Genomic DNA, 16,220 nt, shown 5'->3' with positions numbered 1-16,220 from the left:
CAACGACCCGGCCACCCCGGACGTGGGCGCGGTCATGGACGCCACCGGCCAAAAAGCGTTCGAGCTCGCGTTCATCCTGGACTCCGGGGGCTGTACGCCCTCGTGGAACGGCAACGACAACGTATCCACCGACACCTCGGTGGCCGCCCTGATCACCACGATCCGCGGCAAGGGCGGCGACGTCTCGGCCTCGGTCGGCGGCTACGGCGGCACCAAGCTCGGGCAGGACTGCGGCACGGCCACGGCCACCGCGGCCGCGTACCAGCAGGTGGTGAGCAAGTACGCGCTGCACGCCCTGGACTTCGACCTGGAAGAGCCGGAGTACGAGAACAGTGCGGCGATCGCCAACGAGCTGGGCGCGGCGCAGATCCTGCAGCGCAACAACCCCGGCCTGATCGTCACCGTCACGATGCCCGGCACCACCTCGGGCACCGGCTGGTTCGGCACCCAGCTGCTGGATGAGTCCAAGTCGCTCGGCTTCACCCCCAGCAGCTTCTCGATCATGCCGTTCGACGGCGGCTTCAACGGCGCGGCCTCGCAGACCGCGGCCCTCGACGCTTTCCACGGCCTGTTGGAAACCCACCTGGGCTGGGACAGCGCGACCGCCTACGCCCACGAGGGCGTGTCGATGATGAACGGCCGCTCGGACAGTGGCGAGTACTTCTCCCAGGCCGACTTCCAGACGGTGCTCAGCTACGCCGAGACCAACCACCTGGGCCGGTACACGTTCTGGGACGTCAACCGGGACCGCCAGTGCGCCACCGCGGACAACAACGGGCAGACCTCCAGCTCGTGCAGCAGCGTCCCGCAGGGCGCCTGGGACTTCACGAAGTACACCACCCAGTTCGCCGGCGCCACCCCACCCACCACCCCACCATCCACCAGCCCCTCCACGTCACCATCCACCGGGCCGACCGGGGGCACCGGTTCGTGCTCCGCTCCGGCGTGGGTATCGACGACCGCGTACACCGGCGGCGCCGTAGTCAGCTACAACAGCCACCAGTGGACCGCCAAGTGGTGGACCCAGGGCGACACCCCCGGCAACAACTCGCAGGGCGTCTGGACCGACAACGGCGCCTGTAGTGGCGGCGGTCCTTCGCCGTCCGCGTCGCCGACTGGTGGCACGGGTCCGTGCTCGGCTCCGGCGTGGGTGTCGACGACTGCTTACACCGGTGGTGCGGTGGTCAGCTACAACGGCCACAAGTGGACTGCGAAGTGGTGGACCCAGGGCGACATCCCCGGCAATAACGGCCAGAACGTCTGGACTGACGACGGCGCCTGCTAGCGCCCCTTGCTCCTCCCCGAAACTTTCTTTCCCCTCATTCGGAGAGCATCCATGCGCAGATCCCGAAAGGCCTTCATGGCGGTCGGGACGGCCGCGGCGGTCATCATGGGCACCGCCATCGCCGTCCTGGGCACCGGCCTCGCGTCGGCCGCGCCGACCAACACCACGGGCGCCCCGGCGACCTCGGGCGGTCTGAAGATCGCCTACTTCGACCAGTGGTCGATCTACCAGAACGCCTTCTACCTCAAGAACCTCGACTCGCAGGGCATCGCGGGCAAGCTCGACTACCTGATCTACGACTTCGAGAACATCGACCCGACGAACCTGAGCTGCTTCGAGACCACCAAGGCGACCGACCCGGATCCGGCCGGGGAGAGCGACCCGAACGCCGGTGACGGCGCCGGTGACTCCTTCGCCGACTACCAGAAGTCCTTCGACTCCACGACCTCGGTCGACGGCACCGCCGACGCGTTCGGCATGCCGATCGTCGGCAACTTCCACCAGCTTCAGGAGCTGGAGAAGAAGTACCCGAACCTCAAGGTCGAGGTCTCCCTCGGCGGCTGGACGTACTCGAAGTACTTCTCCGACGTGGCGGCCACCGCGGCGTCCCGGCAGAAGTTCGTCTCCAGCTGCATCGACATGTTCATCAACGGCAACATCCCGTCCCAGGGCGGCTACGGCGGCGCCGGGACCGCCAAGGGCATCTTCTCCGGATTCGACATCGACTGGGAGTACCCGGGTTCCCCGGGCCACGTGGGCAACCACGTCTCCGCAGCGGACACCGCCAACTACACGGCACTGCTCCAGGAATTCCGCAACGAGCTGAACACCGCCGGCGCGGCCAACGGCAAGAACTACACGCTGTCGGCAGCGCTTCCGTCCGGTCAGGACAAGATCAGCAAGATCCAGACCAACCAGATCGGCCAGTACCTGACCTTCGGCGACGCGATGACGTACGACATGTACGGCGCCTGGAACGCGACGGGTCCGGCCGACGAGCAGGATCCGCTGTATGCGAACCCGAACTCGCCCGAGTCGAAGATCGCGCCCGGAAACGAGACGTACAGCGTCGACAACGCGGTCAGGGCATGGACCGTCGGTGATTCCCAATACGGCATCCCAGGCGGGTTCCCGGCGAACAAGCTCACCATCGGCGTCCCGTTCTATTACCGAGGCTGGACCGGGGTATCGGCCGGTTCGAACCACGGCTTGTACGGGACCGCGACCGGACCATCGGCCGGAATGACGGACTCGGGCAACGTGCCGGGCATCGCGATGTACAAGGAGATCACCAACATCGTCGCCAACTCAGCGGACACCTACTGGGACCCGGTGACGCAGTCGGCCTACTTCTATGACGGCAGCAACTTCTACGGCGGCGAGTCGGCCCAGTCGATCCAGGCCCGGGCGGACTACCTGCACTGCAACGGCCTGGCCGGCGCGATGATGTTCTCGCTGTACGACCTCGACCCCGCGTCGACGCTCTTCAACGACACGGTCAACGATGTCAACGGCTCCGCGGCCAGCTGCCCGGCTGCGCCGCCGAGCACTTCGCCCAGCGCCTCGCCGACCGGCGGGCAGGGTTCGCCGAGCGCGAGCCCGTCCACGTCGCCGTCCGCATCGTCGACCGGTGGTACCGGTTCGTGCTCGGCTCCGGCGTGGGTGTCGACGACTGCTTACACGGGTGGTGCGGTGGTGAGCTACAACGGTCACCAGTGGACTGCGAAGTGGTGGACGCAGGGCGATATCCCGGGCAACAACGGTCAAGGCGTCTGGACTGACGACGGCTCTTGCGGCGGCGGTCCTTCGCCGTCCGCATCGTCGACCGGGGGCACGGGTTCGTGCTCGGCTCCGGCGTGGGTGTCGACGAGTGTGTACACCGGTGGTGCGGTGGTGAGCTACAACGGTCACCAGTGGACTGCGAAGTGGTGGACGCAGGGCGACATCCCGGGCAACAACGGCCAGGGTGTGTGGACCGACGACGGCCCCTGCTGAGCAAGACGCTGTTGACGAGGTACGAGGTCGATTAAGTACGAGTCTGAATAGTTAAGAGCGGTCTACAGGACGCTCAACCCGGCCGGTGCGAGTGCGGTGACGACGTTCGTTGCCGCACTCGCATCGGCTTTGACGTGCCCCTTCCTCGGGCGCCACACCTGTTAAACAACTTCCCCACGAGCTTGACGCCGCAGAGATTTACGAGTTAAATCACGATTCGAAATTAACAAACTCGGGCGACGGACGCCGGCCGCAGAAGCGGCCCGGCCAGGGTCGGCCCGTCATGACTCCGTTCGGCGCGGCGGTCTCCCACTCACGAACAGAAGAGATCAGTCATGCGATTGACTCGGACCAAAATAGTCCTGGCCGCGGCCCCCCTCGTCACCGGCGGCTTGCTGTACGGCGTCGCCCAGTTCGCCACAAGCGCGGTCGCCGCAACGGCCACCGGCCAGATCACCGGATATCAGGGCCTGTGCCTGGACGTGCGCGCGGCCAACAACGCCGACGGCACGCCGGTCCAGGTTTACACCTGCAACGGCACCGGCGCGCAGTCCTGGACCGTGGACAACTCGAGTAACACCGTCCAAGCGCTCGGTAAGTGCCTGGACGTGACCGGCGCCGGCACCGCCAACGGCACGAAGGTGCAGCTGTACACCTGCAACGGCACTGGTGCACAGGTCTGGCAACCCCAGTCCAACGGTGAACTCCTCAACCCCAACTCCGGCAAGTGCCTGGACGACACCGGATTCGGCGGCTCCGGCACCCAGGTCCAGATCTGGGCCTGCGCCGACAGCAGCAACCAGCAGTGGCAGGTCCCGGCGCCCAGCGGTGGGAACCCGAGCGGCAGCCCGAGCCCGAGCCCGAGCGGCACCGGCGGCGGGGGCGGCACCCCGAACTTCGGCTCGAACGTGATCATCTTCGATCCGTCGCAGTCGACTTCGACGATGCAGAACGAGATCAACTCGGTCTTCAACAGCCAGCAGACCAGTGAGATGGGCACCAACCGCTACGCGCTGCTGTTCAAGCCGGGCACGTACAACCTCGACGTGCCGGTCGGCTTCTACACCCAGGTGCTCGGGCTCGGCCAGAACCCGTCACAGGTGAATATCACCGGCGGCGGCGTGCACGCGGACGCCAACTGGAACGGCGGCAACGCGACCATCAACTTCTGGCGGGACGCGGAGAACCTGACCACGAGCCCGTCCTCCGGCAACACGGTGTGGGCCACCTCTCAGGCCACTCCGCTGCGCCGCCTGGACGTCAACGGCTCGCTGGCGCTGTCGCTCAACGGCTGGTCCTCCGGCGGCTTCATCGGCGACACGAAGGTCACCGGGCAGGTCAACTCCGGCAGCCAGCAGCAGTACATGCTGCGCAACGACAACTTCGGCAGCTGGACCGGTTCGAACTGGAACATGGTGTTCGTCGGCTCCACCGGCGTGCCCGGCCAGAGCTTCCCCACCTACACCACCGTGGGTAGCACGCCGACCATCTCGGAGAAGCCGTACCTGTACATCGACTCTTCCGGCAACTACAACGTGTTCGTGCCCGGCAACCGCAACAACGCGTCGGGCACCAGCTGGTCCACCGGCGGCAACACGGCCGGCACCTCGCTGCCGATCAGCGACTTCTACCTGGCCCACCCCGGTGACAGCGCCGCGACCATCAACGCGCAGCTGTCCGCCGGCAAGGACCTGATCTTCACCCCGGGCATCTACAACAACCTCGGCGGCACGATCAACGTCAACAACCCCGACACCGTCGTGCTCGGCATGGGTATGGCGACTCTGGTGTCGAGCAACGGCGCCCCGGTGATCAGCGTCGCGGACGTCAACGGCGTGCGCATCGGCGGCATCATCGTCGACGCCGGAACGACCAATTCGCCGGTGCTCGTGCAGGTCGGCCCGCGCGGATCGAGCGCGAGCCACGCGTCCGACCCGACGGTCCTGTCCGACGTGTTCGCCCGCATCGGCGGCGCCACGGTCGGCCGCTCGACCGAGACGCTGGAGATCAACAGCAACAACGTGATCACCGACGACCTGTGGCTGTGGCGGGCAGACCACGGCAACGGCGGAACGGTCGGCTGGAACACGAACACGGCCGCCAACGGCCTGGTGGTCAACGGCGCCAACGTCACCACGTACGGCCTGGCCGTCGAGCACTACCAGCAGACGCAGGTGCAGTGGAACGGCAGCGGTGGAAAGGACTACTTCTACCAGAGCGAAATGCCGTACGACGTGCCGAACCAGGGCGCGTGGATGAACGGCGGCAGCCGCGGCTTCGCGTCGTTCAACGTGGCCGGCTCGGCGAGCAACTTCCAGGGCTACGGACTGGGTGTGTACTGCTACTTCAGCTCCAACCCGAGCGTGGTCGCCGACAACGCGATCACCTCGTCGGCCTCCGGCGCCAGCTGGCACGACATGGTGACCGTCTCGCTCGGCGGCACCGGCACGATCCAGAACATCATCAACGGCACCGGCGGAACGGTGAACGGTGGAAACACTGTCGCCGACCTGACGAGCTACCCGTGATGCCGATCCTTCGGAACAGCTGAATCCGAAGTCGGATAAGCACCCGGCCCCGCACGGCACCTGCCGTGCGGGGCCGGGTCCGTGTCATGGGTACGACTCTTATAGGCAGGCTGCGTCATCGCGCCGCTGAGAGGCTCACAGACGTCCGTATATCGGCCCGCTGCGGCCCCGAAGGCGGGGCGAGAGAAGCGCGCGACAGCGGCAAATAAGGCACTCCTCGCGGTCGCCTCGCCGCCGCCCGACACGTCTCAAGCAGCGCTATGCGACAGCCGCAAGGTATTCGCACGCGGCGGCACGAAAAGACCCGCGGCGGGGGCTGGATGCCACCGCCGCGGGCCTTCTCGCTTGTTGCGCTTACTCGACTTGCTCCACTCACATCTCTATACGGGTTTTGCGGTTACGGCAGGCTCCAGGACTGGTTCGAGTTGCCGGAGCAGGCCCAGATCTGGGCCTGGGTGCCGGAGCCGCCCCAGCCGGTGTCGTCGAGGCACTTGCCGGAGTTGGGGTTGAGGTATGAGCCGTTGGATTGGTGCACCCAGGTTTGTGCGCCGGTGCCGTTGCAGTCGTAGAGGTCGACCTTCGTGCCGTTCGCGGTGCCGGCGCCGTTGACGTCGAGGCACTTGCCGAGGGTTTGGAGCTGGTTGCTGGAGGTCAGGGTCCAGTTCTGCGCGTTGGTGCCGTTGCAGGTGTAGACCTGGATCGGGTTGAAGTTCGTGGTCGAGGCCGACCGGTCATCCAGGCACAGGCCGTTGTAGGCCAGCTTGACCGGACCGGAGCCGGGCGGAGGCGGCGGGGGCGGCGGGCTTCCGCCACCGGTGATCTGGTTGAAGATGCTCGAGTAGGCGTATCCGTCGCCCTTGTCGTAGCCGTCGACCTCCCAGAACGAAAGCTCCTGGACGCCGTTGGACGCCGCGAAGCTCTCCAGGCTCTGCGCGTCGCTCTGCGAGAAGACCGTGCCGTCGTCGTTGGTGCCGGCGATCGGGGTCAGGCCCATCATCCCGTACGCCGCGGAGGTGGAGATCCCGTACAGGCCCGCCAGCTGGCCCGCGGTGTCCTGCGCGGCGGATTCGGCGTCGGCGAGGTCGTTGGACCCGCCGCCGAAGTCCATCGTCATGATGTTGACGACGCTGACCTTGACGCCCTGAGCCTGTGCGTCCTGCAGCAGCGCGTACTCCGAGCCGTTGCCGGTCGGCAGGCCGTTCGGCGCGACGGCGAGGGTGAAGTCGACCTGCACGTTCGGGTTCTGCCGCTGCAGCGCGGCCAGCGCCTGGTCGCGCCGGGTGGTGGACGACGTGTCGCTCAGCGTGCCGCCTTCGATGTCGAAGTCGAGCCGGTTGACCCCGGTGCTGTTGACGATGTTGGCGTACGCGGAGGTCAGCGACGAGACGTTCGTACAGGTCTGAGCCAGCTCACCGCCGGACGCGCCGCCGGAGGAGATGATGACCTGTCCGCCCTGCGACTGCAGTTGGCTGATCTCCGAGTTGAAGGTGGTCACACCGCCGCCGTCGGCCTCCCAGTACGGCGTGCAGCCGGACTGCGGGATGAGGAAGGCCAGGGTGTAGTACTTCAGGCCGGTCGTGCTCATGTCGGCCTGCATGTCGCCGACATCGCCGGTGCTGACCTGGAGGTAGGGCGCGGCGTAGTGCGCGGGGAACGACGGTCCCGCGGCGCTCGCGGACGTGCTGAAGACGGCCACGCCCGCACCGGCGAGCAGGGGCGCGGTGGCCGCCAGAAGTGCGATATTTCGTCGTCGAGCCTTCATCGGCGCAACCTTTCAAGGGGGGCGTAAGCCCGCCGAGGGAAAAGTAAGCGGCCTGCCGGACATGGCGATCCGGAGCCGTGACCGCTGCGCCGAGCGGCAGTGACGGTGAGAGGCGCGCTGCCCGCACTTCTCACCGGACTTAATATGCGTCGTGATTAAACTCGTAAACTAGGCTCTGGTCAAGACATCTGACGAGAGTGGTCTATACCGCTTCGACGCGAGCCGGCGCCGGGACGGGCGAACTCGCCGCAATCGCCGCCCGGCGGGGACACTGGGGGCATAAGCGGTGCCGCGCGACCAGGCGGAGGGAGGTGGCGGCCGTGCGTTTTCCAGGGCTCGGCGCGCTCAGCCCGAGGCGCCGATTGTTCGTCGCGCTGTCGCTGGTCGCGATCCTTGCCGCCGTCTGCGCCGCGGTGGCGCCGTCCGTCGTGGCAGACCTCGCAGACAACCCGCCGTCGACGGCGGGATACCCGGCGCAGGATCAGCCTGGCCCCGTGTTGCTCGTTCCGGGATACGGGGGAGACACCAGCTCGCTGACCGTGCTGGCCGACCGGATCCGGGCGACTGGGCGGCAGGCGACCGTCGTCTCGCTCCCGGACGGCGGGATCGGCGACATCGCCGTCCAGGCCGGCGTGCTCAACGGGTACGTGAACGCCGCGCTGCGCGGCGCGTCCTCCGTGGACATCGTCGGCTACTCGGCCGGGGGAGTCGTCACCCTGCAATGGCTCGAGCAGTATCAGGGGGCGAGCAAGGTGCGCCGGGTGGTCACCTTCGGCTCGCCGTTCCAGGGCACCACGCTCGCGTCTGCCGGGGCGGCGCTGGGTCCGGCCGTCTGCCCCACCGCGTGCCAGCAGCTTATCCCCGGAAGCAGCCTGCTGACTCGGCTGGGCGACACGGTGCCGAGTGCCGGTCATCCGCCGTGGCTCTCGCTGTGGACCACGGCGGACCAGACGGTCGTCCCGCCCGACTCGGCGCGGCTCGGCGGCGCGGTCAACGTGCCCCTGCAGTCGGTCTGTCCCGACGACCAGTCCGCGCACGGCGACCTGCCGACCGACGACCTGGTGATCGGCCTGGTGCTGCGGGACCTCGGGACCGCGCCGCCGGTCACGCCGACCGCCGCTGACTGCTCGGCGCTGCGCGCGCTCAGCCGGTGACGTCCTTGGAGGCGAAGTTCGCCCACGCGAGCCCGAGGAAGACGGCCGCGTAGACCGCTTGGATCGCTAATCCCCGCTGGACGTCGTGCCAAAGGATCGGCTGGCGGAACAGGTCGATCCAGGCCAGCCAGTAGTTCGTGGGCAGATACGGGCGGATCGCCGATGCGGCGTCCAGCGTCGCCAGCACCTCGCTGGTGACCAGCGCCGCGAGCGCGCCGAGCGCCGCGCCCAGCGCCGAATCGGTGACGGTGGACAGGAAAAGGGCGATCGCCGCGACGCCCAGCATCGACACCGTGATGTACCCGATGCCGTATGCGACCCGCTCGCCCAGCTGCGCCGTCGTCAGCGGAGTGCCGGACAGCGACGTGGAGATCGTGCCGCCGATCGACGTGCCGGTCACCGGCGACGCGATCGAGCCCGCCGACGCGGACGACGACACGGGCCTCAAACCGCCGCTGCCGAACGCGAGCACCCCGGTGATGTACGAGGTCACCGCCACCAGGATGACCGCCACGAGCACGAACGACATGGTGCCGATGAGCTTGGCGAGCAGAAGGCGGGTACGGGCGACCGGGCGCGTCAACAGATATCGCAGCATGCCGGTGGACGCCTCACCCGCCACCGCGTCGCCGGACAGGACGGCCACGGAGACGGGGAGGAACACCGGCAGGACGATCGCCAGTCCGGCCGCCGGGTAGAGCGAGCCGTCCGAGAGCACCGCGGACAGGAACGCAGGACCCTGACCGGGCTGCGGGGCCAGCTTCGTCACCGCGACGAAGACCGCGACCAGGACGGGCAGGCCGCACAGCAGGGTCAGCACCATCCAGGTGCGCGGCCGCCGGGCGATGCGCAGCAGTTCGACGCGGATCATGAAGCGTCCTGCGCGGTCGTGATGTCCGGCGTAGCTGCATCTGCACCGTCTGGCGCGGTCTCACCATCCGGCGTCGTGGCATCGTCTGGCACCGCGGAACCATTCGGCGGCGCGGACCTGCCCGCGTCCGGCGCGTCGAACCGGTCCGCGCTGGGTCCGGTCGCGTTCATCACCAACTCCTCGAGCGACCGGCGCTCCCGCACCATCTCCTCGACCCGCAGCCCTGCCCCGACCAGCCTCGCGTTGAGTTCCGCCGCATCCGGCGCGCGCACCACGAGCCGGTCGCCCTCGCGCACGTCCACCTTGCCGTCCAGCAACGCGGCGGCCTGCTCGGCGTCCGGAGTACGCAGCAGCACCCGATCGGTCGGCGCCCGGAGCCGGTCTAGCTCGTCCTGGATGACCAGCCGCCCCCGGTCCAGGACGCCGACGCGCGTGCAGAGCTGCTCGATCTCGCCGAGCAGGTGGCTGGAAAGCAGGACCGTGACACCGTCGCTGTTGAGCTCGATCAGCAGGTCGCGGATCTCCCGGATGCCGCGCGGGTCCAGGCCGTTGGTCGGTTCGTCCAGGATCAGCAGCTGCGGGCGGCGCAGCAGCGCGGCCGCGAGGCCGAGCCGCTGCCGCATCCCCAGCGAATACGCGCGCACCGGCCTGCGGTCGATCCCGCCGAGCCCGACGCAGTCGAGGGCGTCGTCTATTCGTGCCTTGCGGGTGCGCCGCCCGCCGGTCGCGTCGCCCGGCCCGGCCGCGTCGAGCAGCGCCAGATTCGCCCGCCCGGACAGGTATCCGTACGCCGCCGGGCCCTCGATGAGCGAGCCGATCCGCGGGAGCACCCGGGCGGCCCGGCGCGGGATGGGCTCGCCCGCCACCTCGATCTCGCCGCTTGTGGCGAAGATCAGGGCCAGCAGCATCCGCAGCAGGGTCGTCTTGCCCGAGCCGTTCGGCCCGAGCAGTCCGTAGCGATCGCCCTCGCGTACGTCGAGGTCGACGCCGTCCACGGCCACGACCGCGCCGAAGCGCTTGGTCACCTGGTGGGTGGTGATCACTGTGCCGGGCACCTCCGAACGATCAGCGGCGCCTGGCCGGGCAGAGCGCCGCTGGGAGCCGTACTGGGAGCGGCGCCGCCTGGCGAGACGCCGCCGGGCGCCGGCGCCGCCTGCACACCGGTCGCCGGCTGCGGAGGCCCGAAGCCGCCGAAGGCGCGGCACAGTGCCGCCGGGAACGCGTCCCGCTCGTAGGTGAGCAGATCGCCGGCGGCTCGCACCAGCACGTCCGGCGTGGTGAACCCGGCCAGCAGGAAGACCTGATCGAACCGCTGCCCTCTGGCAATCACCACGGACAACAGCGGCGTCTGGATCAACCGGCCCGTGCCCGAAGCGCCGACGCCCCCGTTGCCGAAGGTCACCGGCGCCGCCCCACCGCTCGTGGCGGCGGACATGGCGGAATCGCCCAGTCGGTCGCCGAGGTAGAGCGCTGCGAAGGTGGAGAACCCGGACCCGTAGCCCGACACCGCCGCGCCGTAGCCCGCCAGCGAGGCCGACGCGGGCAGCCCGGCCAGCGAGGTCGGCAGCGGAACCAGGGCCCGATTGTCGAGCAGCGACGTGATGTCCGACGTGGTCGCGGTGGCGACCGGCAGGCCCGGGGCAGGGAGGAAGGTCACGTCAGAGGCCGCCGGCTCGGTCAGCTGCACGTCGAGGAACCGGGTGGTCAGCTCCGCCCTCGCCGCTCCGCGCGCGTACACCGCAACTTGCAGCGGCACCCCCGTCGCCGGATCGGCCCAGATATCGATCCGCCCGATCGTGCTGTCCGCCGACGCCGGACGGATCTCCAGCCCTGCCGCGGAGATCCCGGCCACCTTGAGCGGCGCCAGCGCGGAGAGCCGGTCGGACGGTCCAGCCGTGTGCAGCAGCCGCAGACCGAGCTGCGCGGGCACGAAGTCCTGCGGGCGCGGAAGCCGGATGGACGGATTGCCCACGACCTGGGTGATCTGGCCGGTCTCGAAGTCCCAGGAGTCGGTCCCGAAAGGGGTCTGATACATGTCCTGCTCGCCGGTCAGCCCGTCCACGTCCGTGCGCCACGCGTCCGGCCCGGCGAACCAGGTGCGGATTGAGGTGACCCCGCCGAGCAGCGAGCTGACAGCGCCGAGCTGCGGCAATGCGGGCACGTCCAGGGCCCCGGCGCTGGAGACCAGGCCCTGATACGGGTGGTCGGCCGCGGCCAGAATCCGCGCCTTTAGCGCCGTCGGGGCGACCGGAGCCGCCGAGACCGGGAGCGCGCCGATGACGCCCGGCAACGCGCACAGCGCGGCGATCCCGGCCCCGACAGCAGTCCATCTGCGGAATGTGTCGCGGCGGACAACGCTCACCCGTCCACGATAGGCCGGGTCCCCGCTCCGGGGTGTCCCGGAGCGGGGGCGGTAAGCACCGCGTAAGGCATCCGCGATTCCGCTCGATTCCGTGCAGGCGTCAGTGCAGCAGCGCGAGCGTGTTCGTCGCGTCGTCCACGAAGTAGACGTTGTCGCTGCCCACGGGAGCCAGGCCGAAGAGCGCCCCGGCACCGGCCGGGCTTCCGGAGGAGTCGAGCTGAACCTTCTGCACCTGCATGCCCGCGGGAGTGGTGGCCACCAGGTTCCCGTCGCCCGCGTTCACGGTGAGGATCGAGTCGTCGTGCCCGATGGCCAGTCCGAGCGGCGAGTTCAGCCAGCCGCCCGACGTCACCGTCGTTCCGGTGCCGGCGCTGTCGGAGCGCCACGGCGCGTTCGGGATCGCGGCGATCCGGTTGCCCACGGTGTCGGCGACGTAGAGCGTCCCGTTCTGCGCGAGTCCGACGCCGGTGGGGCCGACGACCAGAGCCGCAGGGTCGCTGTGCTCACCGAAGCCGGAGCCGATGACGTCCCGGTCGACCACGCGCGGCGCGTCGTCGCCGGAGATCGTGAGGGTGAGGCGCAGGACGGTGCCGTGGTCGACGGTCGCGCCGCCCGCGTTCACCGTGCCGTTCAGCACGTTGGTCACGAACAGCTGGGCCACCGAGCCGAGGTCGAGGGCGGTCATGTCCCACGGACCGTTGATTCCGTGGCCTGCGATGGTCTCCCGCACGGTGCCGTGGTCGTCGAGCACGAGCAGGCAGCCGGCCTTCGCGGTGGCCGCGGTGCCGTCAGAGGTGGGCAGCGAGCCGACTATCACCCAGCCTGAGCGTAGCGCGACCAGCGCGGTGGTCAGGCCCACCCCGCCCGGACAGTCGCCCGGCAGGTGCATCGCGTCGATCTGGGCGAACGTGCTCACCGAGCCGCCGGGGGAGACCTGCATGATCGTGGTCCCGGTGCCCTGGAGGTTCGCGGAGTCGTTGAAGTTGCTGACCAGGACGTTCCCGGCGTGCAGGGCTCCGGCAGATTCGGGCACCACGGCCACGCCGTAGGGGTTCACGTCCCCGTTGGCCGGGACGGTCGAGGCGAGGGTCGTGGGCGGTCCGCTGTCCACGACGGCGCCCGCAGCGAAGGCGGGCGGCGCCGCCGTGGCCGCCGCCAGCGCCGCCGCGAAGCCCGCGGCGGCGAGAAAAGAGGTGTAACGCGTTCGTCGTACCATGGCGCACTCCATTCGTACGGAACGGACCGACGCCGCCGTGGGGTGGTTGACGTGGGGCGATGCCGGTGCCGGACATGTATTCGCGCAGCGTGAAGCGTGCTCACCGGCTCGGCGAAACCCCCCCGAGACGGGTGTGACTCAACGGAAACGGATCTGAAAGCCACTACGGTTCAGTACGGCGGCGGCTGAACCGCGGCCCGCGAACGATCCGTTTCCTTGGTATGAGGGGAACAGCGACGGCGGGCGCAGCGCGATCCGATACGGCGCGATCGGGCGCGCCGCTGCCCGCCGTTGTCTGGCTCTTCCGACTTCTGACGGCGGCCGGTCTCGCCGTGGACGCCTACGTTCACGCGGATCTCGCCGCCAACTACGATCCGATTCGGCAGAGCATCAGCCAGGGCGACCTTTTCCGGATCGAAGCGGGAGTCGCCTCGGCGGCGGCGCTGCTGATCCTGCTCACCGCGAGCCGGGTGGTGTGGGCGGTGGTGTTTCTCATCGCGGCCAGCGCGCTCGGGGCCATCCTGCTCTACCGCTACGTCAACGTGGGCACGCTCGGGCCGCTGCCGAACATGTACGAGCCCATATGGTTCACAAAGAAGGTCGTCACGGTGGTGGCCGAAGGCGTGGCAACCGCCACGGCACTCCTCGGCTTCGCCGTAGTGGCGGCGCGGGGGAGCTCCCTTCCTCGCCGAACCAGCCGGCCAGCTTCCCGGCCCGACTGACCGCGCGCAGCCGCCGCTCGGCCTGCTCGCGCACCGCGGCCGAAGCGACGATCAGCAGTCGGTCGCCGATCTCGAGGCGGGTGTTCGGTCCGGGCACGAAGCCGCGCCCGTCGCGCACGATCAGCGCGAGACTGGCCTCCTTCGGCAGCCGCAGCTCGAACAGCTCAATCCCGTGCAGGCGCGAGTCGCTTGGGATTCGGGCCTGCAAAAGGTCGGCGTGCAGGTCCTCGAGCGGTGCGGCCTCGACGTCGATCTCCTGCGTTTCGAGCACGGTGAACACGCCGAGCCGGCGCGCCGCCCACGGCAGGGTCGGGCCCTGCACCAGGGTGAAAACGCCGACGATGAGGAATACGAGGTCGAACAGGCGGGATGCCCCCGGCACCCGCGCGCTCACCGGGATCGTCGCCAGCACGATCGGCACCGCTCCGCGCAGCCCGGCGTAGGACAGGAACGCCTGCTGCCGCCAGGGAACGCGGAAGGGGAGTGTGCAGACCAGCACGGCGGCGGGCCGGGCCAGCACGATCAGCACCAGGCCCGCGACGATGGCCGGCCAGATCTGCGCGGGCAGCCGGGAGGGCGAGACCAGCAGCCCGAGCATGACGAACAGGCCGATCTGCGCGAGCCAGGCGATGCCCTCGGCGAATCCCCGGGTGGCGGCGCGGTGCGGAAGCCGGATGTTTCCCAGCGTCAGCGCGGATACGTAGACGGCGAGGAAACCGCTGGCGTGCGCGGCCGCCGCGGCACCGTAACCCGCGACGATCAAAGCGAGCACGGCAATCGGGTAGAGGCCGGAGGCGGGCAGCGCCACCCGCCGCAGCCCGGCGGCACCGAGCAGCCCGACCGCGAGTCCGATCGCAGCGCCGAAAGCCAGCTGGTAGACCACTTCCCCGACGATCACCAGGCCCGAGGGAGCATGCCCGCCGGTCGCGCTCAGCAGCGTGACCGCCAGCACGGACGGCGGATCGTTGAGGCCTGATTCGCCCTCCAGCACGCCGGAAAGGGCAGGCGGCAGCGGGAGTCTTCGCAGGACGGAGAACACGGCGGCGGCGTCGGTCGGGGCGAGTACCGCGCCGAGCAGAAGCGCCTGCCGCCATCCGAGCCCGAAGATCCCGTACGCCGCCCCGGCGACGAACACGGCAGTGATCGCGACCCCGACCGTCGCCAGCAGGAAGGCGGCAGGAGCCCCGGCACGGGCGTGCGACAGGTTGGTAGTGAGCCCGCCCTCCGCAAGGATCAGCACGAGCGCGCTCAGCCCAAGCGCCTCGGCGAGTCCAGGGTCGGAGAAGCGGATCCCGAGCCCCGACTCGCCCAAAACGAGCCCGAGCCCGAGGAAGACCAGCAGACCCGGCAGCCCGACACCGTGCGCGACCCGGGCCGCCGCGATCGCCGCGATCACGACCAGCGCCCCGACCAGCAGGATCAGGTCGAGGTTCGCGGGCCTCACGGCCCGTCCCGAACGCCGTCGCGCCCAGCTGCCCGGCCGTCCATTCCGACTCCTCCCGGGCCAGTCGCTCACGCACGCCGCCGCCACGCTACCCACGCCACCATCGTGCGGTGTTTCGACGTTTTGACGATAACCGTCGCCCCGACCCCTTGCCCCGCGCTTGACGTTCGAGTCTGGTTGAAGGTTTACCGTCGACACGTGGACGGTTATCGGATTTCCCAACTGGCCGAGCGCGCCGGAGTCCCCGCGACCACCCTGCGCTTCTACGAGAGCGCGGGCCTTCTCCCGGCCGGTCGGACCGCCTCCGGTTACCGGATCTACGGCGAGGACGCGATCGAGCGGCTGGGATTCATCGGCGCGGCGAAGCGGCTGGGTCTCTCGCTGGAGGAGATCGCCGAACTGCTCGAAGTCTGGGAAACCGGCCCCTGCGCGGACGTGCGCGACGAAATGCGGGAACGCCTCGTCGCGAGGATAAGCGAAGCGGAGCGCCGCGCCGCCGAACTCGCCGCGTTCACGGCCGCCGTCCATCGGGCGGTCGACCATCTCGACGCGTTGCCCGACCGGTCCGAGCGCTGCGGAGCTGAGTGCTGCCCGCCCAGCGCCGATCAGTCCGATGAGCAGCTCAGGGTCGGGGCGCGCCGGTCCGCGTTGATCTCGGGTTGCCCGCCCAGCCTCGACCAGTCCGATCAGCAGCCCGCGCGGACGGCGGAGATTGAGCGCTGGCGGACGGCGCCCGTCGCCTGCTCACTGTCCAGCCTGGGCGAGCGCGATGAGCGCGCCGCGCAGTGGACGGCACTGCTCGTCGGCGCATCGAGGACGCGGATCAGCGATGGCGTACGTCTCACCTTGCCCGCCGAGCGTGCGGCGCGGATTGCCGAGCT

At 69.3% G+C, this 16,220-nt stretch carries 12 protein-coding genes; 6 read left to right on the top strand and 6 right to left on the bottom strand.

Annotation, left to right across the window (positions count from 1 at the left end; translation table 11 throughout):
* From VGZ32_RS17555 to VGZ32_RS17545, 3 genes are all read left to right on the top strand, one after another.
* Window positions 1-1,285, top strand: a 1,285-nt coding sequence (locus tag VGZ32_RS17555) for a carbohydrate-binding protein (RefSeq protein WP_326887146.1), incomplete at its 5' end; no start/stop codon positions are given.
* 51 nt (window positions 1,286-1,336) lie between these two features.
* Window positions 1,337-3,280 (top strand): glycosyl hydrolase family 18 protein, encoded by a 1,944-nt coding sequence (locus VGZ32_RS17550; RefSeq protein WP_326887145.1) that lies wholly within the window; start codon window positions 1,337-1,339, stop codon window positions 3,278-3,280.
* Between the two features lie 335 nt (window positions 3,281-3,615).
* Window positions 3,616-5,808 (top strand): ricin-type beta-trefoil lectin domain protein, encoded by a 2,193-nt coding sequence (locus VGZ32_RS17545; protein ID WP_326887144.1) that lies wholly within the window; start codon window positions 3,616-3,618, stop codon window positions 5,806-5,808.
* Between the two features lie 397 nt (window positions 5,809-6,205).
* Here the strand turns inward: VGZ32_RS17545 and VGZ32_RS17540 are convergent, their stop codons facing one another.
* Window positions 6,206-7,570 (bottom strand): ricin-type beta-trefoil lectin domain protein, encoded by a 1,365-nt coding sequence (locus tag VGZ32_RS17540; RefSeq protein WP_326887143.1) that lies wholly within the window; start codon window positions 7,568-7,570, stop codon window positions 6,206-6,208.
* 320 nt (window positions 7,571-7,890) lie between these two features.
* Here VGZ32_RS17540 and VGZ32_RS17535 point away from each other — a divergent pair, with 320 nt between their 5' ends.
* On the top strand, window positions 7,891-8,724 hold the full coding sequence (locus VGZ32_RS17535; RefSeq protein ID WP_326887142.1) for a hypothetical protein: 834 nt from the start codon (window positions 7,891-7,893) through the stop codon (window positions 8,722-8,724).
* On the opposite strand, the gene VGZ32_RS17530 is transcribed toward VGZ32_RS17535, so the two are convergent.
* The 4 genes from VGZ32_RS17530 to VGZ32_RS17515 form a co-directional block, all read right to left on the bottom strand.
* On the bottom strand, window positions 8,714-9,595 hold the full coding sequence (locus tag VGZ32_RS17530; RefSeq protein WP_326887141.1) for an ABC transporter permease: 882 nt from the start codon (window positions 9,593-9,595) through the stop codon (window positions 8,714-8,716). The genes VGZ32_RS17535 and VGZ32_RS17530 overlap by 11 nt on opposite strands.
* Window positions 9,592-10,650 (bottom strand): ABC transporter ATP-binding protein, encoded by a 1,059-nt coding sequence (locus VGZ32_RS17525; protein ID WP_326887140.1) that lies wholly within the window; start codon window positions 10,648-10,650, stop codon window positions 9,592-9,594. Before VGZ32_RS17525 ends, VGZ32_RS17530 begins: the two co-directional genes overlap by 4 nt.
* Window positions 10,635-11,957 (bottom strand): hypothetical protein, encoded by a 1,323-nt coding sequence (locus tag VGZ32_RS17520; protein WP_326887139.1) that lies wholly within the window; start codon window positions 11,955-11,957, stop codon window positions 10,635-10,637. The genes VGZ32_RS17525 and VGZ32_RS17520 overlap by 16 nt, the downstream gene beginning before the upstream one ends.
* Before the next feature lie 100 nt (window positions 11,958-12,057).
* The gene (locus tag VGZ32_RS17515) at window positions 12,058-13,173 is read right to left on the bottom strand and encodes a hypothetical protein (protein WP_326887138.1); all 1,116 of its coding nucleotides are present in this window, start codon (window positions 13,171-13,173) and stop codon (window positions 12,058-12,060) included.
* 332 nt (window positions 13,174-13,505) lie between these two features.
* Between VGZ32_RS17515 and VGZ32_RS17510 the strand changes: the two genes are divergently transcribed.
* Window positions 13,506-13,895 (top strand): hypothetical protein, encoded by a 390-nt coding sequence (locus tag VGZ32_RS17510; protein ID WP_326887137.1) that lies wholly within the window; start codon window positions 13,506-13,508, stop codon window positions 13,893-13,895.
* On the opposite strand, the gene VGZ32_RS17505 is transcribed toward VGZ32_RS17510, so the two are convergent.
* A complete protein-coding gene (locus tag VGZ32_RS17505) occupies window positions 13,777-15,339 on the bottom strand; it encodes a potassium/proton antiporter (protein WP_326887136.1) in 1,563 nt (520 codons plus the stop codon). The genes VGZ32_RS17510 and VGZ32_RS17505 overlap by 119 nt on opposite strands.
* A gap of 198 nt (window positions 15,340-15,537) precedes the next feature.
* Between VGZ32_RS17505 and VGZ32_RS17500 the strand changes: the two genes are divergently transcribed.
* The coding region (locus tag VGZ32_RS17500; protein ID WP_326887135.1) for a MerR family transcriptional regulator at window positions 15,538-16,220 on the top strand (683 nt) is incomplete at its 3' end.

The sequence above is a fragment of the Actinocrinis sp. genome, assembly GCF_035938995.1.
In the GTDB taxonomy this organism is placed as follows: Bacteria; Actinomycetota; Actinomycetes; order Streptomycetales; family Catenulisporaceae; genus DASZGI01.
The sequence above is the reverse complement of the archived record's forward strand: the minus strand, read 5'-3'. Positions and strand labels throughout refer to the sequence as shown.

Bases quoted from the DNA above. Each gene is read 5' to 3' on its own strand.
- VGZ32_RS17550 (WP_326887145.1), top strand. From the start codon at position 1,337: ATGCGCAGATCCCGAAAGGCCTTCATGGCGGTCGGGACGGCCGCGGCG.
- VGZ32_RS17545 (WP_326887144.1), top strand. From the start codon at position 3,616: ATGCGATTGACTCGGACCAAAATAGTCCTGGCCGCGGCCCCCCTCGTC.
- VGZ32_RS17540 (WP_326887143.1), bottom strand. From the start codon at position 7,570: ATGAAGGCTCGACGACGAAATATCGCACTTCTGGCGGCCACCGCGCCC.
- VGZ32_RS17530 (WP_326887141.1), bottom strand. From the start codon at position 9,595: ATGATCCGCGTCGAACTGCTGCGCATCGCCCGGCGGCCGCGCACCTGG.
- VGZ32_RS17515 (WP_326887138.1), bottom strand. From the start codon at position 13,173: ATGGTACGACGAACGCGTTACACCTCTTTTCTCGCCGCCGCGGGCTTC.